The organism is Achromobacter sp. SD115 (assembly GCF_017355315.1).
Lineage (GTDB): Bacteria > Pseudomonadota > Gammaproteobacteria > Burkholderiales > Burkholderiaceae_B > Achromobacter > Achromobacter xylosoxidans_B.
Genome location: NZ_JADIJM010000004.1, coordinates 310954 through 331570 on the forward strand (window position 1 = coordinate 310954; position 20617 = coordinate 331570).

The 20617-nt window shown below is 67.2% G+C and carries 16 protein-coding genes; 11 read left to right on the forward strand and 5 right to left on the reverse strand.

The genetic code is table 11. The features are described 5' to 3' along the window. From IPU70_RS08440 to IPU70_RS08460, 5 genes are read left to right on the forward strand one after another with little or no spacing between them, the layout of a single operon-like run. A complete protein-coding gene (locus IPU70_RS08440; RefSeq protein WP_207466447.1) occupies window positions 1-1128 on the forward strand; it encodes an ABC transporter ATP-binding protein in 1128 nt (375 codons plus the stop codon). Continuing rightward, window positions 1125-2045: an ABC transporter permease subunit gene (locus IPU70_RS08445; RefSeq protein ID WP_207466449.1), complete on the forward strand. Its 921-nt coding sequence runs from the start codon at window positions 1125-1127 to the stop codon at window positions 2043-2045. Before IPU70_RS08440 ends, IPU70_RS08445 begins: the two co-directional genes overlap by 4 nt. Further along, the gene (locus tag IPU70_RS08450) at window positions 2042-2851 is read left to right on the forward strand and encodes an ABC transporter permease subunit (protein ID WP_042792726.1); all 810 of its coding nucleotides are present in this window, start codon (window positions 2042-2044) and stop codon (window positions 2849-2851) included. The genes IPU70_RS08445 and IPU70_RS08450 overlap by 4 nt, the downstream gene beginning before the upstream one ends. Further along, a complete protein-coding gene (locus IPU70_RS08455) occupies window positions 2848-3204 on the forward strand; it encodes an arsenate reductase (protein ID WP_059380432.1) in 357 nt (118 codons plus the stop codon). Before IPU70_RS08450 ends, IPU70_RS08455 begins: the two co-directional genes overlap by 4 nt. Window positions 3205-3223: 19 nt before the next feature. After that, the gene (locus IPU70_RS08460) at window positions 3224-3937 is read left to right on the forward strand and encodes a DNA-3-methyladenine glycosylase (protein ID WP_371818889.1); all 714 of its coding nucleotides are present in this window, start codon (window positions 3224-3226) and stop codon (window positions 3935-3937) included. Between the two features lie 40 nt (window positions 3938-3977). Here IPU70_RS08460 and IPU70_RS08465 read toward each other — a convergent pair whose 3' ends face one another. Beyond that, window positions 3978-4676, reverse strand: coding sequence for a PhoP regulatory network YrbL family protein (locus IPU70_RS08465; RefSeq protein WP_207466451.1), 699 nt, complete (start codon window positions 4674-4676; stop codon window positions 3978-3980). Between the two features lie 139 nt (window positions 4677-4815). On the opposite strand from IPU70_RS08465, the gene rmuC reads away from it, so the two are divergent. From rmuC to phoU, 5 genes are all read left to right on the forward strand, one after another. Further along, window positions 4816-6195, forward strand: coding sequence for a DNA recombination protein RmuC (gene rmuC, locus IPU70_RS08470; RefSeq protein ID WP_207466454.1), 1380 nt, complete (start codon window positions 4816-4818; stop codon window positions 6193-6195). Window positions 6196-6300: 105 nt separating this feature from the next. Next, the gene (locus IPU70_RS08475) at window positions 6301-7830 is read left to right on the forward strand and encodes an amidase (RefSeq protein WP_207466456.1); all 1530 of its coding nucleotides are present in this window, start codon (window positions 6301-6303) and stop codon (window positions 7828-7830) included. A 64-nt stretch (window positions 7831-7894) separates the two neighbouring features. Beyond that, the gene (locus IPU70_RS08480) at window positions 7895-9556 is read left to right on the forward strand and encodes an isovaleryl-CoA dehydrogenase (protein WP_207466458.1); all 1662 of its coding nucleotides are present in this window, start codon (window positions 7895-7897) and stop codon (window positions 9554-9556) included. Window positions 9557-9593: 37 nt separating this feature from the next. Then, entirely contained in the window at window positions 9594-10274 is a 681-nt protein-coding gene (rpiA, locus tag IPU70_RS08485; RefSeq protein WP_207466460.1) for a ribose-5-phosphate isomerase RpiA, read from the forward strand. A 170-nt stretch (window positions 10275-10444) separates the two neighbouring features. Next, window positions 10445-11167: a phosphate signaling complex protein PhoU gene (phoU, locus tag IPU70_RS08490; RefSeq protein WP_207466462.1), complete on the forward strand. Its 723-nt coding sequence runs from the start codon at window positions 10445-10447 to the stop codon at window positions 11165-11167. 90 nt (window positions 11168-11257) lie between these two features. Here phoU and IPU70_RS08495 read toward each other — a convergent pair whose 3' ends face one another. From IPU70_RS08495 to argA, 3 genes are all read right to left on the reverse strand, one after another. Continuing rightward, window positions 11258-13210: a phosphocholine-specific phospholipase C gene (locus IPU70_RS08495; RefSeq protein ID WP_207466464.1), complete on the reverse strand. Its 1953-nt coding sequence runs from the start codon at window positions 13208-13210 to the stop codon at window positions 11258-11260. A gap of 153 nt (window positions 13211-13363) precedes the next feature. Beyond that, window positions 13364-13636 carry an oxidative damage protection protein gene (locus IPU70_RS08500; RefSeq protein ID WP_013392664.1) on the reverse strand — a complete coding sequence of 91 codons (273 nt, stop codon included), beginning with the start codon at window positions 13634-13636 and terminating at the stop codon, window positions 13364-13366. Window positions 13637-13732: 96 nt separating this feature from the next. Further along, the gene (gene argA / locus IPU70_RS08505) at window positions 13733-15091 is read right to left on the reverse strand and encodes an amino-acid N-acetyltransferase (protein WP_013392665.1); all 1359 of its coding nucleotides are present in this window, start codon (window positions 15089-15091) and stop codon (window positions 13733-13735) included. 216 nt (window positions 15092-15307) lie between these two features. Here argA and hrpA point away from each other — a divergent pair, with 216 nt between their 5' ends. After that, window positions 15308-19225, forward strand: coding sequence for an ATP-dependent RNA helicase HrpA (gene hrpA / locus IPU70_RS08510; RefSeq protein WP_207466465.1), 3918 nt, complete (start codon window positions 15308-15310; stop codon window positions 19223-19225). A 437-nt stretch (window positions 19226-19662) separates the two neighbouring features. Here hrpA and lpxO read toward each other — a convergent pair whose 3' ends face one another. Next, on the reverse strand, window positions 19663-20562 hold the full coding sequence (gene lpxO, locus IPU70_RS08515) for a lipid A hydroxylase LpxO (RefSeq protein ID WP_207466468.1): 900 nt from the start codon (window positions 20560-20562) through the stop codon (window positions 19663-19665). Window positions 20563-20617: the final 55 nt, after the last annotated feature.

The window sequence follows — 20617 nt, forward strand, 5'->3', positions numbered from 1 at the left end:
ATGAGCGATAGCCGTTACTCGGCGCAGCATTCGGCCGATCCGGATGAATTCGTCCGGATCTCCGATGTCGTAAAGATCTTCGGCGATGTGGTCGCCGTCCGTTCCGTCAATCTCTCGGTCAAGCGCAACGAGATCTTCGCCCTGCTCGGCAGTTCGGGCAGCGGCAAGTCGACCTTGCTGCGCATGCTGGCGGGCTTCGAGGAGTCCACCTCGGGTCAGATTTTCCTGGACGGCGAGGACATCACCCACGTGCCGCCGTACCGCCGGCCCGTGAACATGATGTTCCAGTCTTATGCGCTGTTCCCGCACATGACGGTCGAGGCCAACGTGGCCTTCGGCCTGAAGCAGGAAGGCGTGGACCGCGCCGAGATCCATGACCGCGTGTTCGAAGCCCTGGATCTGGTCCAGATGGCCGGCTATTCGCGCCGCAAGCCCAACCAGTTGTCGGGCGGGCAGCAGCAGCGCGTTGCGCTGGCGCGCAGCCTGGTCAAGCGGCCCAAGCTGCTGCTGCTGGACGAGCCCATGTCCGCGCTGGACAAGCAGATCCGCCAGAAGACCCAGATCGAACTGGTGAAGATCCTGGAGCAGGTCGGCGTAACCTGCATCATGGTCACGCACGACCAGGAAGAGGCCATGACCATGGCCCACCGACTGGCCGTCATGACCGAAGGCCAGATCGTCCAATGCGGCACGCCGCAGGACGTCTATGCCTTCCCGAATTCCCGCTTCGTCGCCAGCTTCATCGGTTCGACCAATATGTTCACCGGCACCATCGTGGTCGATGAACCCGACCACGTCGCCATCGAGTGCGGCGAGCTGACCCGTCCACTCTTCGTCAACCACGGCGTGAGCGAGCCGCTGGGCATGGAAGTGCACGTCTCCATCCGGCCCGAACGGCTGGTGGTGTCGCGCGAGCAGCCCGAGGCCGAGTACAACTGGGCTCACGGCATGGTCAGCCACATGGCGTGGATGGGCAGCTATGCGCTCTATCAGATCCGCCTGGATTCCGGCAAGACGGTGGAGGCCAGCGTGCCCAGCCAGTTGCTGGCCCAGATGGATGCGCCCGGCATCGACGAGGAGATCTTCGTCAGCTGGGACGCCGACAGCGCGACGGTGCTGGCGTCATGATCCGCTTTTCGCCCCGCGACTGGTTGCCGTCGGGCCGGGCGCTGGCGGTGGTGCCGCCGTTCGCCTGGCTGGTGCTGTTCCTGCTGGTGCCGTTCCTGCTGGTCCTGAAGATCAGTTTCGCCGAGCTGAAGTTCGGCATTCCGCCGTATACCTCGCTGGCGGAATTCAAGGACGAGGCGGTGCAGTTCAGCCTGCACCTGCGCGGCTACATCCTGCTGTTCACGGACAGCCTGTACTTCGCCACGTATCTGAATTCGGTGAAGATCGCCGCGATCACGACGCTGTGTTGCGTGCTGATCGGCTATCCCATCGCCTACTACATCGCGCGTTCGTCGCCCGCGGTGCGCAACCTGCTGCTCTTGGGCGTGATCCTGCCGTTCTGGACTTCGCTGCTGCTGCGTGTGTACGCCTGGGTGGGCATCCTGCGCAACGACGGCCTGCTCAACAACCTGCTGCAGAGCCTGGGCATCATTTCCAGCCCGCTGGAAATCTACCGCACCGACGTCGCCGTCTATATCGGCATGGTCTACGCCTATCTGCCTTTCTTCATCCTGCCGCTGTACGCCACGCTGGTGAAGATGGACCTGCGCCTGCTGGAAGCCGCCTACGACCTGGGCGCCAAGCCCTGGCAGGCCTTCTGGCAGATCACGGTGCCGCTGTCGCGCCAGGGCGTGATCGCGGGCGCCATGCTGGTGTTCATCCCGGCAGTGGGCGAATACGTGATTCCCGAAATGCTGGGCGGCGCCAATACGCTCATGATGGGCCGCGTGATGTGGAATGAATTCTTCAACAACGCCGACTGGCCCATGGCCTCGGCCGTGACCTGCGTGATGGTGCTATTGCTGCTGGTGCCGCTGGTGGTCTTCCAATACAACCAGGTCAAGCAGCAGGAGCAGGTGAGCGGAGGCCGCAAATGAACGGGCCCAACAAGACTTTGCGCGCCGTGGTGCTGGGGCTGGGGTACTTCTTCCTGTACGTGCCCATCATCAGCCTGATGGTGTTCTCGTTCAACGAGTCGCCCACCGTCACGTCCTGGACCGGCTTCTCGTTCCGCTGGTATCACTCGCTGTTCAACGACGACGCGCTGCTGCGCGCGGCCTGGCTGTCGTTCCGCATCGCCGCCATGACCGCCACCGCCGCGGTCATCATTGGCACCTGGGCGGGCTACGTGCTGGGCCGCATGGGGCGCTTCCGCGGCTTCGCGCTGTACGTGGGCATGCTCAGCGCGCCGCTGGTCATTCCCGAGGTGGTGCTGGGCATCTCGCTCTTGCTGATGTTCGTGGAACTGCGCGGCAGCCTGGGCTGGCCTGCGGAAAACGGCATCTTCACGATCTGGGTCGGCCACGTGACCCTGTGCATGGCTTTCGTCGCGGTCGTCATCCAGACGCGCATCCGCGACCTGGACCGTTCGCTGGAAGAGGCCGCGCTGGATCTGGGCGCCACGCCCATGACCGTGTTCTTCAAGATCACGCTGCCGCTGATCGCCCCGGCGCTGGCCTCGGCCTGGCTGCTGTCCTTCACCCTGTCGCTGGACGACGTGGTGCTGGCGTCGTTCCTGTCCGGTCCCAGCTCCAGCACGCTGCCCATGGAAGTCTTTTCGCGGGTGCGCCTGGGGTTGAAGCCCGAGATCAACGCATTGGCGACCCTATTCATCCTGGCGGTCGGCACCTGCGTGATCCTGGCCAACCGCATGCAATGGCGCAAGGAGTCCGAGCCCAAATGAAGCAAACCACCCTGTACGGCCTGACGAAGTGCAGCACCTGCGTCAAGGCGCGCGACTGGTTGACCGCGCACGGCGTCGCCCACGCGTTCGTGGACTATCGCGACAATCCGGTGCCCGCCGCCACGCTGAAATCCTGGGCGGATCAGGTCGGCGGCTGGGAAAAGCTGGTCAACCGCACATCCATGACCTGGCGCAACCTGCCCGAAGAGCGCAAGACGGCGCACACCGATGCCCAGTGGAGCCAGTTGATCGCCGAGTACCCGGCGCTGGTGCGCCGTCCGGTCACGGTCACGCCCGATGGCGAGGTGAGCGTTGGCTTCAGCGAAAAGCGCTACGGCGAACGTTTCGCCTGAGGCGCTGGCCCAGGCTGGCCTGGCGCCCGGCGCGCCCGGCCGGGCTCTGCCTGACGCCTTCTTCGACCGCGACGCCTTGCAGCTGGCGCGCGAGCTGCCGGGCAAGGTCATCCGGCACCGCGTGGGCGATTTGTGGCTGTCGGCCCGCATCATCGAGACCGAAGCCTATTACCTGGAAGAGAAGGGCAGCCATGCGTCGTTGGGGTACACCCACAAGCGACGGGCCCTGTTCATGGATGGCGGCACGGTCTACATGTACTACGCCCGTGGCGGCGACTCGCTCAATTTCAGCGCTGGCGGGCCGGGCAATGCCGTGCTGATCAAATCCGCCTATCCCTGGACGGATGCGCTGTCCGGTCCGCAGGCGCTGGCCCGCATGCTGCAATTGAATCCCGATGCGCAGGGGCGGCCGCGACCCGTCTCGGGCCTGTGCGCCGGCCAGACCCTGCTGTGCCGCGCGCTGGGCCTGAAAGTGCCCGACTGGGACGCGCGCAGTTTCGATCCGCAAGCGCTGTATGTGGAAGATGTGGGGGAATCGCCCGAGGCCCTGATCTGCACCACGCGGCTCGGCATTCCCTTGGGGCGCGACGAACACCTGCACTACCGTTACGTGGACCCGGCCTATGCGGCCTGCTGCACGCGCAACCCCCTGCGTCGGGGGCAGCGCGCAGGACACGACTATGTATGGGTGGACCGCCAGGGCGTGGTGCTGCCGGAGGCGCCGCAGCCGTAGCCGCCTGGACCACGCCACGGCTGTGGCTGGGGCGGGCGCCTCAGAATGCGCCGGTGGCGATGCGTTCGGCCAAGGCAGCGCGCATGCGCGTGTACTTGCGGTGGATGCGCCGGCTGTTCAGGCGTTTGCTCCAGGCATAGATCGGTATCAGCGGCAGCCCGCCGAAGCCATCGATCAGGTACAGGCCATGCTTGCCGTCGGCGTTCAGGCCGCAGGCGATATTGCTGGCGGAAACGTCGTGCAGGACCACGTGGGCATCGGCCAGGTCTTCGAAGAATTCGTCGAGCTGCGCGCTGAGGGCGTCGTCCAGCTTGCCTTGCCTGGCCAGGTCCGTGACCGTGGGGGCGATGTTGCCGTGGGCATCACAGATTTTCTCGACCACCAGGCCCAGGCCCAGGGTGGTTTGGGCGACCCCCAGTATGCGCGCCATGGGCACCTGCCATACGCCAGAGGGTCGGGTGGTGGTGGTGACGTATTCCGAGAATTCGGTCAGGTAGACGCGGTACGCGCTTTCGCGCTGGTATTGCTTGTACCAGCGCTTGAACGGACGGGCTTCCAGGTAAATCGCGCGGGCGCGCATGTCCATGACCTTGACGAGCAAGGAGGGCATGTTGGGGTGCTGGAATATGTGCCTGTCGTGACCGGAGGCGACCGGCGTGGCGGCGTTCAGGTCCAGCGGTCCGAAGATGGACTGGAAGGATGCCTGGGGCGCGCTGGGCGAGGGATCTGCGGGGTTCAAGGGGTAACAAGCCTGTTTGGGTGCTCCAGAGTTTAATCCCTAGCTCCCGATTGTCAGTCCAGCCGAGTCGGATCTAGGTCGGATTTACCGCGGCGGATGTGGTCCGGGTCCTACAATCCCGGCTTTGGAGACGCATCTTTTGAATGACATACATTTGCTTTGGATTGCCGCGGGTGGCGCTGTTCTGGCCTTTCTGGCGGCCTTGCTGGCCTGGCTGCGCCCGCCCGCAAGGGACGACCGGCTCGACGCGCTGCTGGAAAGCCTGGAGCGGACCGAGCGCGCGCTGCGCTCCGACATCGCGGAAGGCCAGCGCGGCCTGCGCAGCGAATTCGCGGACTCCACGCGCGCCCTGCGGGTGGAACTGTCGCAGTCGCATGGCGACTTGCGCGCCGGGCTGTCGCGCGACGCCCAGGCCGCGCGCGCGGAGTCGGCGGAATCCCTGGCGCGCTTCGCCGCGGGTTTCTCCGAGCAGTTGCAGGGCCTCATCCAGATCAACGAGCGGCGCCTGATGGAAGTGCGCGCCACGGTGGATCAGCGCCTGCAATCGTTGCAAACCGACAACAGCGCCAAGCTCGACGAAATGCGCCGCACCGTGGACGAAAAACTCCATGCCACGCTGGAGCAGCGCCTGGGCGAGTCCTTCAAACTGGTGTCGGACCGCCTGGAGGCCGTGCACAAGGGCCTGGGTGAAATGCAGGCGCTGGCGGCCGGCGTGGGCGACCTGAAGCGGGTGCTGACCAACGTGAAGTCGCGCGGCACCTGGGGCGAAGTGCAACTGGCCAGGCTGATCGAGGACAACATGACGCCGGACCAGTACGCCAGCAATATCAAGCCCGTGCCGGGCAGCGACGCGGTGGTGGAGTTCGCCATCCGCCTGCCGGGACGCGGCGACGGCGGCGAACCTGTCTGGCTGCCGATCGACGCCAAGTTCCCCAAGGAAGAGTACGAGCGCCTCATGGACGCGCAGGAAGCCGCGGATACCGAAGGCGTGAAGAACGCCGGGGCCGCGTTGGGCCGTGCGGTCGAATTGCAGGCGCGCCTGATCGCTGGGAAGTACGTGGCGCCGCCGCACACCACCGACTTCGCCATCATGTTCCTGCCCACCGAAAGCCTGTACGCCGAGGTGTTGCGCCGCCCGGGCCTGCTGGACAAGCTGCACGACCTGCGCGTCAACGTGGCCGGCCCCAGCAATCTGGCGGCGTTGCTGAACAGCCTGCAGATGGGTTTCCGCACCTTGGCCATCGAGCAGCGCTCATCCGAAGTCTGGCAGGTGCTGCGCGCGGTCAAGACGGAATTCGGCAAGTTCGGCGAATCCCTGGCCAGCGTCAAGAAGACGCTGGACACCGCCAGCAACAAGATCGGCCAGACCGAAGTCCGCACCCGCGCCATGCTCAAGAACCTGAAGGCCGTCGAGGCGCTGCCCGAAGCCGATGCCCGGCTCCTGCTGGGCGCGGTGGACGAGGGAGCTGCCGCGGACGACGAGGAAGACCAGGGGCTAGAGGCCACAGGCCCGAACTGATCCGGCCGCAACGGCATCGCAGGGGGGCGCGCTTGTTGCCCGCCGCGACTGCCGATATCCTGGTGCCAGCGGCAATCCGCCGACGACACCTGGAGCATTGCAAGCATGAGCACCGCTGAACGCCATGATTCCTCCACCCTGGATGCGACGGCGCTGGGCGCCGATATCGCGCAAGGGGCCACCACTGCGCTTGCTGCGATGCAGCAGGCGGTGGACCGGGTGGCGGCTCGCAATCCCTCGATCAACGCCGCCTGCGGCTTGCAGGCGGAAATCGGCTTGCGGCTGGCGCAGTCGCTGGACGAGGATCTCGCCGGCCTGTCGCAAGCGCAGCGCTTGGCGCAGTTGCAGGACCGTCCGTTCCTGGGCGTGCCCACCCTGCTCAAGGACCTGGGCACCGCCGCGCTCGGCCTGCCCAGCGCCATGGGGTCGGTGCTGTATGGCCAGGTGGTATGGAATGTCGACGCCGAGATCGTCAAGCGCTACCGCCGCGCCGGCCTGATTCCGTTCGGCCGGACGACCAGCGCAGAGCTGGGCCTGAGTCCCACCACCGAATCCCCGGTCTACGGGCCGGCCACCCAGAACCCCTGGAAGGCCGGCCACAGCGCGGGCGGATCCAGCGGCGGCGCGGGCGCGGCGCTGGCCAGCGGCATGGTGCGCATCGCCCATGGCAGCGACGGCGGCGGGTCGATCCGCATTCCTGCGTCCTGCTGCGGCGTGCTCGGCCTGAAACCTTCGCGCGGCCTGATGCCGCTGGGCCCGCTGAAGGGAGAGGGCTGGGGCGGTCTGGCCACCGAACACATGATGACCCTGTCGGTGCGCGACTGCGCCGCGTCGCTGGATATCAGCGCCGGCGCCGACGTGGGCGCGCCTTATGCCGCGCCGGCGCTGCCTGCGGACTCCTACCGCGCCGTGGTGGCGCGGGTCGCCGCTGATCCGCAGTCGGCCGCGCTGCGCCGCATCGCCTTCGTCAACACCAACTATGAGGGCGAGGCCATCCATCCCGAAGTGGCGGCCACGGTGGACGAGGCCGCCCGCCTCTTCGCCTCGCTGGGCCATGAACTGGCGCCCGCCGCGCCGCCGGTAGGCTCCGAGGAAGTGTTGTCGCCCATGCTGCCGTTGATCGCGAGCGCGGCGGCCAACGCCATCGACGCCTTCGTGGCCGCGCGCGGCCGCCGGCTGGCCGCCGATGAACTGCAGCCGACCACGCTGGGCGCGCGCGAATATGCCCGCGCGATCTCCGGCGCGCAATACGTGGCCTGCGTCGATACCTGCCACGAAATCACGCGCCGGGTCGGCCGCTTCCTGGAACGCGACGGCGCGCAGGGCTACGACCTGTTCCTGAGCCCGGTGCTGGCGTTGCCGCCGGCGCCCATCGGCCGCTACGCCATGGACAACGCCGACTACCTGGCCTACCGTTTGGGCAAGAAGGGCGTCATCGGCTATTCGCCGTTTGCGCCCTTGGCCAACCTGACCGGCATGCCCGCCATCTCCATCCCCTTCGGCATGTCGTCCGACGGCCTGCCCATCGGCATCCAGCTCATGGGGCCGCTGGGCAGCGAGGCGCTGCTGCTGGAACTGGCGGCGCAGGTCGAGGCGCTGCGGCCCTGGGCCCTGGTGGCGCCGATGGCCAGATAGGGCTGAAGGGGCAGACCGCGCCGCGGGCAGGCGGCGCATCAGTGGACCGATCCAGGGAGCCGCCATGTCATCGTTCGCGACGCACACCGTATCCAACCAGGTGCCGCCCCTGGAGGACTACTCCCTGTACGAGACCGATCCGGCCTTGCGCGAGGCAGTGCGGCGCGAAGGCGCGCAAGCCTGGGTGTCAGACCTGGCGGCGCACGGCGCCTGGCTGGGCCGGGCGCAGACGCTGGAGGCTGGTGCGCAGGCCAACCGCTGCCCGCCGCGCCTGATCAGCTACGACCGCGGCGGCCACCGCATCGACCGTGTCGAATTCCACCCGTCATGGAATCTGCTGATGGGCGGCATCATGGCGCGCGGCCTGCACAGCCGCGCTTGGGCGCAGCCCGAGCCGGGCGCGCAGGTGGCGCGGGCCGCGGCCTATGTGATGCAGGGCCAGGTCGAGGCAGGCAGCTTGTGTCCCACCACCATGACTTTCGCGGCGGTGCCGCTGCTGCAGCGCGAACCCCCTGGCGTGGTGGACTTCGGCGGGCAGTGGCTGAACGCCCTGTATTCACGGGAGTTCGACGGCGCCGATGCGCCGCTGGCCGCCAAGCGCTCGGCCCTGATCGGCATGGGCCTGACCGAAAAGCAGGGCGGCTCGGACCTGCGCGCCGTCACCACGCGCGCCACGCCAGTGGGCCCGGCTGGCAGGGGACGCGCCTATCTGCTGGTGGGCCACAAGTGGTTTTTCTCGGTGCCGCAGGCCGACGCGCACCTGGTGCTGGCGCAGACCGACGAAGGGCTCAGCTGCTTTTTCGTGCCGCGCTGGATTCCGGACGGGCCGCGCAATGCCGTGCGCGTGCGCCGCTTGAAGGACAAGCTCGGCAATCGCAGCAATGCCAGCGCCGAGGTCGAATTCGAGGACGCCTGGGGCGTCATGGTGGGCGAACCGGGCCGTGGCCTGACGGTGTTGCTGGAGATGGCGGCCACCACGCGGCTGGATTGCGTGCTGGGCAGCGCGGCGCTGCTGCGGCAGGCGCTGGTGCAGTCGGCCCATCATGCGCGGCACCGGCACGCCTTCGGCAAGCCCCTGATCAAGCAGCCCCTCATGCGCAACGTGCTGGCCGACCTGGCGCTCGAAAGCGAAGCGGCCATGGTGTTGGGCCTGCGGCTGGCGCGCGCGGTGGACGAACGCGCCGACGCCGCGGCGCGGGCCCTGGTCCGCGTCGGCACGCCGGCCGCCAAACTGTGGGTCTGCAAGCGCGCCATCGCCGCGGTGGCCGAATGCATGGAGGTCTGGGGCGGCAACGGTTACGTGGACGACGGACCCATGCCCAGGCTTTACCGCGAAACGCCGGTCAACTCCATCTGGGAAGGTTCCGGCAACGTGATGGCGCTGGACGTGTTGCGGGCCTTGCAGCGCGAGGCCGGAGCGCTGCCCGCGCTGGAGCGCGAGTTCGCGCAGGCGGCGGGGCAGTACCAGGACTTCGACGACGCGCTGGCGCGCTGGCGGGCCTTGTTGGCCGACGAGGCCCAGGCCGAGTTCCAGGCGCGCCGCATCGCTGCAGGCCTGGCGCGGCTGTGGCAGGCCGCCTTGCTGATCCAGCATGCGCCTGCGCCGGTGGCGCAGGCTTTCGCCGCCAGCCGCCTGAACGCGGGCGGCGGTGTCTTTGGCGAACTGGCGGCCGGCGCGGATGCGCAGGCCATCCTGGCGCGGGCGTGGCCTGCCGCCGCATGCTAAATTTCCTGGCTCGAGCAACCTTCCCGCATTTTCCGCCATGCTTTCCCAGCAAGAACTCAAGCAGCAAGCCGCCGACGCGGCCCTGGAATTCGTTGAACAGGTCGCCGGCCCGGACGCCATCATCGGCGTGGGCACGGGGTCCACGGCCGATCTCTTCATCGATGGTCTGGCCCGTTTCAAGGGCCGGATCGGCGGCACGGTGGCCAGCTCCGAGCGCAGCGCCGCGCGGTTGGCCGGGCATGGACTGAAGGTGCTGGACCTGAACGACATCACCACGATGCCGATCTACGTCGACGGCGCCGATGAGATCGACGCCAACCTGCACATGATCAAGGGCGGCGGCGGCGCGCTGACGCGCGAGAAGATCGTGGCCTCGGTGGCTGAACGCTTCATCTGCATCGCCGACGAATCCAAGCTGGTGCAGACCATGGGCAAGTTCCCGCTGCCGGTCGAAGTCATTCCCATGGCCCGCGAGTCGGTGGCGCGCGCCCTGGCGGCGCTGGGCGGCCAGCCCAAGCTGCGCGAGGGATTCGTCACCGATAACGGCAATATCATCCTGGACGTGTCCGGCCTGGCCATCACCGACGCGCAGGGCCTTGAAGCCCGCGTCAACAACCTGGCGGGCGTGGTGACTTGCGGCCTGTTCGCGATCGCCGGAGCCGACGTGGCGCTGCTGGCCACGCAGAACGGCATCCGCCGCCTGGATCGCCGCGCCTGAATCCTGTCGCGGCCTCTTGGTCCAGCCCCGGCACCCTGCCTTGCAGGCGCCGGGGGGCGCATTCATAATCCTGTCACACTTGGGTCATAACCTTGCGGGTTGTGCAGGCCCACCTTGTAATTTCCTTTTTTCAGGGCAGTGCAATGAGACCAACCACGCAGGGAGCCCGGATGTCGGAGCATACAAACAAGCAGTTCGATGCGGACCTGGAAAGCGTCCGTTCGCAGTTCCTGCAAATGGGCGGCTTGGTGGAAGCCATGATCCAGGAGGCCATCGACGCGCTCGCCAGCGGCGACATGTCGCTGGTGGAGAAAGTCCGTGAGCGGGAAAAGGAAGTCAACCGCCACGAAGTCGAAATCGACGAAAGCATCAGCCGCATCCTGGCGCGCCACCAGCCCACCGCCATCGACCTGCGCATGCTGATGGCCGTGTCAAAGATGCTGACCGACATGGAGCGTTCCGGCGATGAAGCCGAGAAGGTCGCCACCGTCGCGCGCCGCATCCACGAAGCCGAACTGCGCCATATTCCGGTGATCGAACTGCGCCACATGGCCGCCGCCGTCCGCACCATGCTGCATCAGGCACTGGACGCGTTCGCCCGCCTGGATCCCATCCAGGCCGCGGCCGTCGTGCGCAGCGACAAGGAAGTGGACAAGGAATGGAAGGGCGCGCTGCGTCACCTGATCACCTACATGATCGAAGATCCGCGCACCATTTCGCGCGCCATCGACATGATCTTCATCGCGCGCGCGCTGGAACGCATCGGCGACCATGCCAAGAACATGTCCGAGCGCGTGATCTACATGGTCAAGGGTGCCGATGTGCGCCACACCGGCGTGAAGAACACCGAGCGCCTGGCGCGCGGCGAAGAAGAAGAAGGCACGGAAGAGTAAACCTCCGCTGTCGGACGCCCGGCGGGTTCACGCCGGGCGTCCGACAGCGAAGACTGCGTTGCGGCGTCGCCAGACGCCAGGCGCCTCGCGTCAGTCCAGCGGCAGCGCGGCCCCGGCTTGCAGGCGCGGGTCGGGCAGGCCGGGTTTGCCGGCGTCGATGCGGCCCGCCAGCCTGCGGCCGAAGGCCGGCAGGGCAGGTGCGCTGATTTCCAGGTCGTACCACCCCTGGCAACCGCCATAGGCAAGTTCCAGCGAGCCGTCCGCTTGCACGTGCGCCATGGCGCACCAGCCGTCGCCCATGCGCGACTCCACTTTCACCGGCTGCGGCGCTTCGCCGCGATTGACGAGACGCAGGCTCAGGCCAGTCGCCGTCGGCGTGACTTGCGCCTCCAGCGCGCCGGCATCGCGCGCATCGCCGCGGAACTGCCGGTGCAGGCCGTCGGGACCCAGCAGCCACAAGTCATAGGCGCCGCCATCGTGCAGGCGCCAGCCGTCGTCCAGCCGCGCGCCCGCGCCCACGGTGTAGCGGCGCGGGGCATGTTCCAGCGCGCGGCGGTCGTAGACATGCAGCACCGCGCCCGCGGCGCCGGGGTTGCGCAGGGTCAGCCGGTAATGGCCGCCGTCGGCGGCCATCTTGCCCTGGACCTCCAGCGCATAGGGCAGGGCGCAAGTCCGGCGTGGTCCTGCGGGGGCCGCGCCGCGGTCCGCGGCGAAATCGAAGGCCGAGCTCAGGTCGCCGGCGATCTCGCGCCGCCAGGCGCTGATATTGGGTTCGACCACGCCGAAGCGCGCCTCCAGGAAGCGGATCACCGAGGTGTGGTCGAACACCTGGGAATTGACCCAGCCGCCGCGGCTCCAGGGCGAGACCACCAGCATCGGCACGCGCGGCCCCAGGCCGAATCCGCGGCCGTGCAGGCCGGCGGGGTCGTCCGGCGTGGCCGCGCTGGGCCCGTGGCGCGCATCGTGGTATTCGCCGTCCAGCTCGACCGTGGACAGGCCGCCCGACAGGCCGTCGGCTGCGCGGGCCGGCGGCGCGGGCGGCGGCATGTGGTCGAAGAAGCAGTCGTTCTCGTCGTAGGTGACGAAGAACACGCAGCGGCTCCAGACCTCCGGATTGCGGGTCAGAATGTCCAGCACGCGCTCCGTGTAGGCGCCGCCCCGGGCCGGCGACGAGACCTCGGGGTGTTCGGAATCGGCCGTGGGCGCAATGATCCACGACACCTGCGGCAGCGTGCCGTCGGCGACGTCGCGGGCCAGGTGGTCCAGCGTGCAAGTGGACAGGCCGCGGTCGCGCAAGGGGGCGTCGCCGTCCGCGCCCGCATGCTGGCGCCGGTACTGCCGGAAGCCGGCCAGCGGGTTGTCGTGGTAGTTGTCCGCCATGTCCTGGTAGATGCGCCAATCCACGCCGGCGTCCTGCAGGCGCTCGGGATAGGTGGTCCAGGCATAGCCTTCGCTGGCGGGGCCCAGGCGGTCAAACGTGTTGACCAGCGCCGGTCCTCCGGCCAGGCCCTGCGGATCATTGGTGCCGGTCCAAAGGAACAGGCGGTTGGGATTGGTGCCGGCGTGGATCGAGCAGTGATAGGCGTCGCACAGGGTGAAGGCGTTTGCCAGCGCGGTCTGGAACGGCACCTCCGCGCCGCGATAGGCGCCCATGCCCAGCCGGCTCTTGGCGGGCAGCCATTGATCCATGCGGCCGTCGTTCCAGGCGCGCTGCGCGTCGTCCCAGGTATGCGGCGTGATGTAGCCCACCTGTGCATCGCTGGCATATTCCGCCTGCAGGGCATAGGGCCGAACCTGTGTCGCGTCGTCCGCCTGCGTCAGCACATTGCCGGCCAGCGTGGGCGCGGGATGCGGATCCGCGAACCCGCGCACGCCGGGCAAAGTGCCGAAATAGTGGTCGAAGGACCGGTTTTCCTGCATCAGGATCACCACGTGCCGCACGTCCTGCAGCGTACCCGTGCGGCGGTCGGGCGCGATGCCGAGCGCGCGTTCGATGGGCGAGGAGGGGGCGGCGGACGGGGGCAGGCGCGATTCTTCTTTCATGACAGCGATGATACGGCCAGCAATGCTTGAATCTTAAGGCCGGCTTGGCGGCGGGAGCCGGAGCCGGAGCCGGAAACGAACAGCCCCTCGCGGGCGAGGGGCTGGATCGGGTCGGCCGCCGCTAGCGGCGACCGGCGGAAAAGCACGGCCGGGTCAGGCCGAGGGCGGAACGTAGCCCTGCGCTTCGACGGTGCCGTCTTCGAACAGGAAGCGCTCCATCTGTTCTTTCAGATACTTGCGGGCGCGGGCGTCCGCCAGGTTCAGGCGGTTTTCATTGACCAGGCGCGTCTGGATGCCCTTCCATTCTTCCCAAGCTTCCTTGGAAATGCTCTGCCAGATCTTGGTGCCGAGTTCGCCGGGATAGGGCGGAAAATCCAGCCCTTCGGCTTCACGCTTCAATTTCACACAGTTGACGATACGGGCCATGGTTCGCTGCCGGAAGAAATGAGTAATCCTGCATTTTAACGGGCTTGGCGACCTGATGGCGCCAAGCCCCTGCGGACCCTGCGGGTAGCCTGGGTGTTACAGCTTCTTGATGAAGACCAGGCTGTTGCGCGAGCGGTTGTAGTTGTTCTGCTTTTCGCGCGGCAGGTCGGCGATGCCGCCTTGCACGAAACCGCGCTTCATGAACCAGTGCGAGGTCCGCGTGGTCAGCACGAACAGGCGCTTGGCACCGGTGGCGCGCGCTCGCGATTCCATGTGGCGCAGCAGGATTTCGCCTTCGCCCGAGCCCTGCCATTCCGGATGCACGATCAGGCAGGCCATTTCGGCCATTTGTTCTTCGGCGAAGGTATGCAGGGCCGCGCAGCCGTAGATGACGCCGTCGTGCTCCAGCACGGTGAAGTTCTCCACGTCGCGCTCGACCACGCTGCGCGGGCGCGGCACCAGGGTGCCGTCCGCTTCCAGCGGTTCGATCAGGCTGAGGATGGCGCCCACGTCGTCGATGGTGGCGGCGCGCAGGTCGTCCAGCGTGTCTTCCACCACCATGGTGCCCACGCCGTCGTGGGTGAAGATTTCAAGCAGCACGCTGCCGTCCAGCGCGAACGGCAGCAGGTGGGCGCGGGCCACGCCGCGCTTGACCGCCAGCGAGGCGTATTGCAGGAAGGAATGGGTTTCCTCGTCGAGTTCGCCGCCGGCCAGCAGGGCGTCGGCATCGACCCGGGCCAGTTCGGTGTCCAGCGTGCCGTCGTCGTTCAGCACGCCCTGCGAGCTGGACAGGAAGATCAGTTTTTCAGCGCGCAGCGCCACGGCGACGCTGGTGGCCAGGTCTTCCATGGCCAGGTTGAAGGCGTCGCCGGTAGGGGAGAAGCCCAGCGGCGACAGCAGCACCACGGACGAACCCTTTTCGATGGCGAACTTGAGCGCGTCGATGTCGATCTTGCGCACCTGGCCGGTGTGCTTGTAGTCCACGCCGTCCAGCACGCCGGTGGGGCGGGCGGTGACGAAGTTGCCGGAGATCACGCGGATGTGGGCGTGCGACATGGGCGTGTTCGGCAGCCCCTGGCTGAAGGCGGCCTCGATGTCCAGGCGGATTTCGCCGGCGGCTTCCTTGGCGCATTCCAGCGCCGCGGCGTCGGTGGGCGACAGGCCGCGGTCGAATTGCTGGGTGTAGCCCTTCAGGCGCAGCTGCTCGTTGACCTGCGGACGGGAGCCATGCACCAGCACCAGGCGGATGCCCAGCGAGGACAGCAGCGACAGATCCTGCACCAGCGCGTTCAGCGCGCCGGCCTGCACCAGTTCACCGCCGAACGCCACCACGAATGTCTTGCCTCGGAACGCATGCACATAAGGCGCCACTTCTCGGAACCATCGGACGAACTGGGCGGCTGCGAATTCTGGGGCTTCGAGGGCGGAGACGGTGTCTGGTTCCAGGTCGGGCATGATGGGCGGAAGGATTCCTGAGAGTCGGTCAAAACGCGGCGCAGTGCCGCGCCATGGCGCCGTCAGGCGACGGCGTGGCGAAATTATATGACCGTCGCGCCCCGGCGCAGGAGGAAAAGAGTGCCAATTTGGTGCCGGATTTTCCGGTTTGGCCGCGGCGCGCCGGCAGGGCGTCCGCGGAAATTTATAATGCCGGGCTAACCGGACAAATCGTACATGCCTGAATCCTCCAGCCCGCGTGCGCCCAAGAGCGCGGACGCGGCGGCCGCGGAAGCGCGGAATGCGCGCCGAGCGCCGCGTCCCGAGCGGCCCATCCCCGTGGTGACCTACCCCGAAGACCTGCCCGTCAGCGCGCGGCGCCAGGAGATCGCGCGCGCCATCGCCCGCCATCAGGTGGTGATCGTCAGCGGCGAGACCGGGTCGGGCAAGACCACCCAGCTGCCCAAGATCTGCCTGGAGCTCGGCCGTGGCCGCCAGAAGATGATCGGCCACACCCAGCCGCGCCGCCTGGCCGCGACCTCGGTGGCCAAGCGCATCGCCGAAGAACTGAATACGCCCATGGGCGAGGTGGTGGGCTACCAGGTGCGCTTCAACGACCGCACCGGCCCCAACGCGTCCATCAAACTGATGACGGACGGCATCCTGCTGGCCGAGTCGCAGCGCGATCCGCTCCTGCGCCGCTACGACACCATCATCATCGACGAGGCGCACGAACGCAGCCTGAACATCGATTTCCTGCTGGGCTACCTGAAGCAGCTGCTGCCGCGCCGCCCGGACCTGAAGATCATTATTACCTCGGCCACCATCGACGCCGAGCGCTTCGCGCGCCACTTCGCCGCGTCCGAGGACAAGCTGGCGCCCGTCATCGAGGTGTCCGGCCGCTTGTACCCGGTCGAGGTCCGCTACCGTCCCGTGCGCGAGGAACTGGCGGAAGACGAGGCCGCTCCGGCCAAGCCTGGCCGGGACCGCGAGCGCATGTCGGGCGACGAAGAGCGCGACCTGATCGACGCCATCGTCGACGCGGTGGACGAATGCGCGCGCCACGGCCCAGGCGACGTGCTGGTGTTTCTGCCCGGCGAGCGCGAGATCCGCGAATCCGCCGAAGCGCTGCGCAAGCGCCATCCGGCCGGCACCGAAGTGCTGCCGCTGTACGCGCGCCTGTCGCAGGCCGAGCAGGAGCAGATCTTCCATCCGCGCACCAATGCGCGGCGCATCGTGCTGGCCACCAACGTGGCGGAAACCTCGCTGACGGTGCCGGGCATCCGCTTCGTGGTCGACAGCGGGCTGGCGCGCATCAAGCGCTATTCCTGGCGCAACAAGGTCGAGCAGCTGCGCATCGAGCCGATCAGCCGCGCCTCGGCCAACCAGCGCGCCGGCCGCTGCGGCCGGGTCGGCCCGGGCGTCTGCATCCGGCTCTACGACGAGCTGGACTTCAACAACCGCGCGCCGTTCACGGACCCGGAAGTGCTGCGCTCGTCGCTGGCCTCGGTCATCCTGCGGATGAAGTCGCTGAAGCTGGACGATATCGAGCAGTTCCCCTTCGTCGAGGCGCCTCCGGGCCGGGCGGTGGCCGACGGCTACCATCTGCTGCAGGAACTGGGTGCGATCGAGCTGGCGTCGGCTGCGGACGACGACGCCGACGCCTCCCGCACCGGCGCGTCCTTCGTGTTGACCCAGACGGGCCACGAACTGGCCAAGCTGCCGGTCGATCCGCGCATCGGCCGCATGATCCTGGCGGCGCGCGAGCACCAGTGCCTGTCCGAAATGCTGATCATCGCCTCGGCCCTGTCGGTGCAGGACGCGCGTGACCGGCCCATGCAGGAACGCGAGGCGGCCGAGGCGGCGCACGCCAAGTTCGCCGACGACAAGTCCGAATTCATTTCCTTCCTGAAGCTGTGGCGCTGGTACGGCGAGCAGGTCCAGCACAAGGCCTCGCAGCGCAAGCTGGTGGCCTTGCTGCGCCAGAACTTCTTGTCGCCGATCCGGCTGCGCGAATGGCATGACGTGCATACCCAGCTGGCCGCCCTGGTGGGCGAGCAGGGCTGGCGGCTGAACCAGATCGAGGCCACCTACGAGCAGTTGCACATGGCGCTGCTGTCGGGCCTCTTGGGCAATATCGGCTTCAAGAGCGACGAAGGCGGCCACTACCAGGGCGCGCGCGAGATCCGCTTCCATATCCATCCCGGCTCGCGGCTGGTGAAGAAGGCGGGGCGCTGGATCGTCGCGGCCGAACTGGTCGAAACCACGCGCCTGTACGCACGCTGCGTGGCGCGGATCGATCCGGTGTGGCTGGAAAAGGTCGGCGCGCACCTGATCCGCAAGAACTGGTCCGACCCGCGCTGGGAAAAGAAGGCGGGGCAGGTGGTGGCCAACGAACGGGCCACGCTCTACGGGCTGACCATCTACACGGGCAGGCGGATCCACTACGGCCGGGTCAATCCGACCCACGCCCGCGAGCTGTTCATCCGCCAGGCCCTGGTGCCTGGCGAGATCGACACGCGGCTGGCGTTCGTGGCGCACAACCGCAAGCTGATCGCGGGCATCGAGAAGCTGGAACACCAAACCCGCCGCCCCGATATCCTGGTCGACGACGAGCTGATCCACGCCTTCTACGACCGCCAACTGCCGGCCGACATCTCGCAGACGGCCTCGCTGGAAAAGTGGGTGTCCGGGCTGGACAAGGCGGCCGCCGCCAAGCTGATGCTGACACGCGACGAGCTGATGCGGCACGAAGCTGCTGGCGTCACGACCGATGTCTTCCCCAAGAAGGTGGAATGGCAGGGCGTGTCGATGGCGCTGGACTACCACTTCGAACCGGGTTCGCCGCGCGACGGCGTGACCCTGTCGGTGCCGCTGTTCGCGCTCAACCAGATCGACCCGGCGCGCTGCGAATGGCTGGTGCCCGGCATGCTCAAGGAGAAGGTGCATCTGCTCTTGAAGTCGCTGCCGCAGAAGCTGCGCCGCCATTGCGTGCCGCTGCCGGACTATGCGGCGGGCTTTTACGAGCGCTGGTTCGAGCGCCAGGCCGATCCGCAGCAGGGGCTGGTGGACGCGATCATCGCCGATATGTGGGACCAGGTGCAGGTCCGTCCGGCGGCGGGCGATTTCAAGCTGGAGACTTTGCCGGCCCACCTGTTCATGAATTTCCGGGTGGTGGACGAGCATGGCCGCATGCTGGCGGCCGGGCGCAACCTGGCGCAGCTGCGCGCCGAATTCGGCAAGCAGGCGCAGGCTACATTCCAGCAATTGGCGGCCAGCGACACCCAGGTCGCCCAGGCGCTGGCGCATGAGAACCTGACCTCCTGGTCTTTCGGCCCCTTGCCCGAGATCATGGAGATCAAGCGGCGCGGGCAGTCGGTGATCGGCTATCCGGCGCTGGTGGACCGCGGCGCGCATTGCGACCTGGACGTGTTCGACGATCCGGACGAAGCGCGCAAGCATCATCGCGCGGGCTTGCTCAAGCTGTTTCGCCTGGGCTTGCGCGAGCAGGTGAAGTTCCTGGAAAAGAACCTGGCTGATCTGACCAAGATCAGCATGCTTTACATGACATTGGGGACGCAGGAAGAACTGCGCGACCAGATCATCGATTGCGCGTTGGGGCAGGCTTGCCTGGCCGAACCCTGGCCGGTGAACGAGCAGCAGTTCGAGGCCCGGCGGGCCGAGGGCAAGGGCCGGCTGGGTCTTTTGGCGCAGGAAGTGGCGCGGCTGGCAGGGGCGGTACTGACGGAGTGGGCAGCGGTGCAGCGCAAGCTGCCGCAGGCCAAGCCGCATGCTTCGGCCTATGCGGACTTGCAGGCGCAGCTGGGGGCGTTGATGCCCAAGTGGTTCATCCGCGATACGCCTTATGCGCAGCTCGCGCATTTTCCGCGGTATCTGAAGGCGGTTCTGGCTCGCATCGACAAGCTGCGGGCGGATCCAGGCAGGGATGCCAAGCTGGTGGCGGAGATGGCGCCGTTGCTGACCCAGTATCAGCGGGCGCGCTCGGCGTTGAAGGGGGCGCCGGATCCGCGGCTGGATGAGTTCCGGTGGCTGCTGGAGGAGTTGCGGGTGGCGTTATTTGCGCAGGAGTTGCGGACGCCTATGCCGGTTTCTGTTAAGCGGTTGATGAAGAGTTGGGAGTCGTTGAAGCGTTGATCGCTTTTGTGTTTTTCTATATTTCTATTGTGGTTTATTGTCGGGCGGGTTCTTCGTAGGTCGCCCGTCGGCGCGGGCAGCGTGGCGGCTCGCGCCCACGATTGCGGTCCGGAGCGTTCGCTCCGGACTCCCCCTGCCTCATCCTCGTCCTCGCCTTCGGCGACTCCTTCGGATTCCGTTGGGCGCATCGAGGTTGCGAGCCGCCACGCTGCCCGCGCCGACGGGCTACGTGCGTCTTGGGTCGTCGCGATGCTGGAGCTGGCTGGTGGGGCGGGTCTTGCGGGGCCCGCCATTTTCGGCCGCCCGGGCGGCCGAAAATGGCATACGCGGTGTTTTGCGTCGTGGCGGTGGACGCTCGCGATGTGGCTGGGCTGGGCGGAGGGGCGGAGACGCTGGAAGGAAGCGGAGCGGCGCCCGGATTTTCCGGGCGCCTTTTCTTACAGGGCCAGGAAGCCCACGATGACCAGGGCGATCAGGCCGTACTTGGTGGCCTTGTAGGCCGTGCGGTTCCAGGCCTTGAAGGCCTTGCGCTTCTGGTCGATGACCCAGTGGGCGTGGGTCAGCTTGTTGATGGCGCCGGTCTGGTCGCCGCCGTCGTTGGGCGAGCTGGCGGCGGACATGACGACGCGGCCGAACCAGCGGTTGAAGGCTTCCGCCCAGCGCCATTTCAGCGGACGCTCCACGTCGCAGAACAGGATGATGCGGTTCTCGTCGCTGTGGTTGTAGGCTTCGTGCACGTAGGTTTCGTCGAACACCACGCTTTCGCCGTCGCGCCAGCTGTAGCGCTCGCCGTCGACGATGATGTGGCAGCGGTCATCGTTGGGAGTGACCAGGCCCAGGTGGTAGCGCAGGGATCCGGCGAACGGGTCGCGGTGCGGGTTCAACTGGCCGCCGGGCGGCAGTTCGGCGAACATCGCGGCCTTGACCTTGGGCAGGGTCTTCAGGATGGCGACGGTCTTGGGGCAGAGTTCCTCGGCGGACGGGTGGCGGGCGTCGTACCACTTCAGGTAGAAGCGCTTCCAGCCGTACTTGAAGAAGGAATTGAAGCCGATGTCGTTATGGGTGTCGGCGGCCTTGATGCGGCGCAGCTCGGCCATTTGCACGGCTTCCTCGCGGATCGTTTCCCAGTTGTCGTCCAGCACCTTGAGTTCGGCGATTTCGCTCGTGGTCAGGTAGGGCGTGGGCGGCACGCGCGACGCCAGCACCATGAAGGCGTTGATCGGGGCGAGCAGCACGGAGTGGTCGAGCAGTTGCCTGCCCAGCGGCAGCTTGACGCGGCCGCGGAAGTGCGCAAACAGGATGGCGCTCAGCCAGATACCGGGAATTAGCCATTTCATACGTGAATCTCGTGCGTAAATCTCATGTCAACAATGAAGGATGACGTGCAACGCG

Excerpts from the sequence above, each read along its gene's own strand:
- IPU70_RS08440 (WP_207466447.1), top strand. The coding sequence starts at position 1 with ATGAGCGATAGCCGTTACTCGGCGCAGCATTCGGCCGATCCGGATGAA.
- IPU70_RS08445 (WP_207466449.1), top strand. The coding sequence starts at position 1,125 with ATGATCCGCTTTTCGCCCCGCGACTGGTTGCCGTCGGGCCGGGCGCTG.
- IPU70_RS08450 (WP_042792726.1), top strand. The coding sequence starts at position 2,042 with ATGAACGGGCCCAACAAGACTTTGCGCGCCGTGGTGCTGGGGCTGGGG.
- IPU70_RS08455 (WP_059380432.1), top strand. The coding sequence starts at position 2,848 with ATGAAGCAAACCACCCTGTACGGCCTGACGAAGTGCAGCACCTGCGTC.
- IPU70_RS08475 (WP_207466456.1), top strand. The coding sequence starts at position 6,301 with ATGAGCACCGCTGAACGCCATGATTCCTCCACCCTGGATGCGACGGCG.
- IPU70_RS08480 (WP_207466458.1), top strand. The coding sequence starts at position 7,895 with ATGTCATCGTTCGCGACGCACACCGTATCCAACCAGGTGCCGCCCCTG.
- rpiA (WP_207466460.1), top strand. The coding sequence starts at position 9,594 with ATGCTTTCCCAGCAAGAACTCAAGCAGCAAGCCGCCGACGCGGCCCTG.
- phoU (WP_207466462.1), top strand. The coding sequence starts at position 10,445 with ATGTCGGAGCATACAAACAAGCAGTTCGATGCGGACCTGGAAAGCGTC.
- IPU70_RS08495 (WP_207466464.1), bottom strand. The coding sequence starts at position 13,210 with ATGAAAGAAGAATCGCGCCTGCCCCCGTCCGCCGCCCCCTCCTCGCCC.
- IPU70_RS08500 (WP_013392664.1), bottom strand. The coding sequence starts at position 13,636 with ATGGCCCGTATCGTCAACTGTGTGAAATTGAAGCGTGAAGCCGAAGGG.
- argA (WP_013392665.1), bottom strand. The coding sequence starts at position 15,091 with ATGCCCGACCTGGAACCAGACACCGTCTCCGCCCTCGAAGCCCCAGAA.
- hrpA (WP_207466465.1), top strand. The coding sequence starts at position 15,308 with ATGCCTGAATCCTCCAGCCCGCGTGCGCCCAAGAGCGCGGACGCGGCG.
- lpxO (WP_207466468.1), bottom strand. The coding sequence starts at position 20,562 with ATGAAATGGCTAATTCCCGGTATCTGGCTGAGCGCCATCCTGTTTGCG.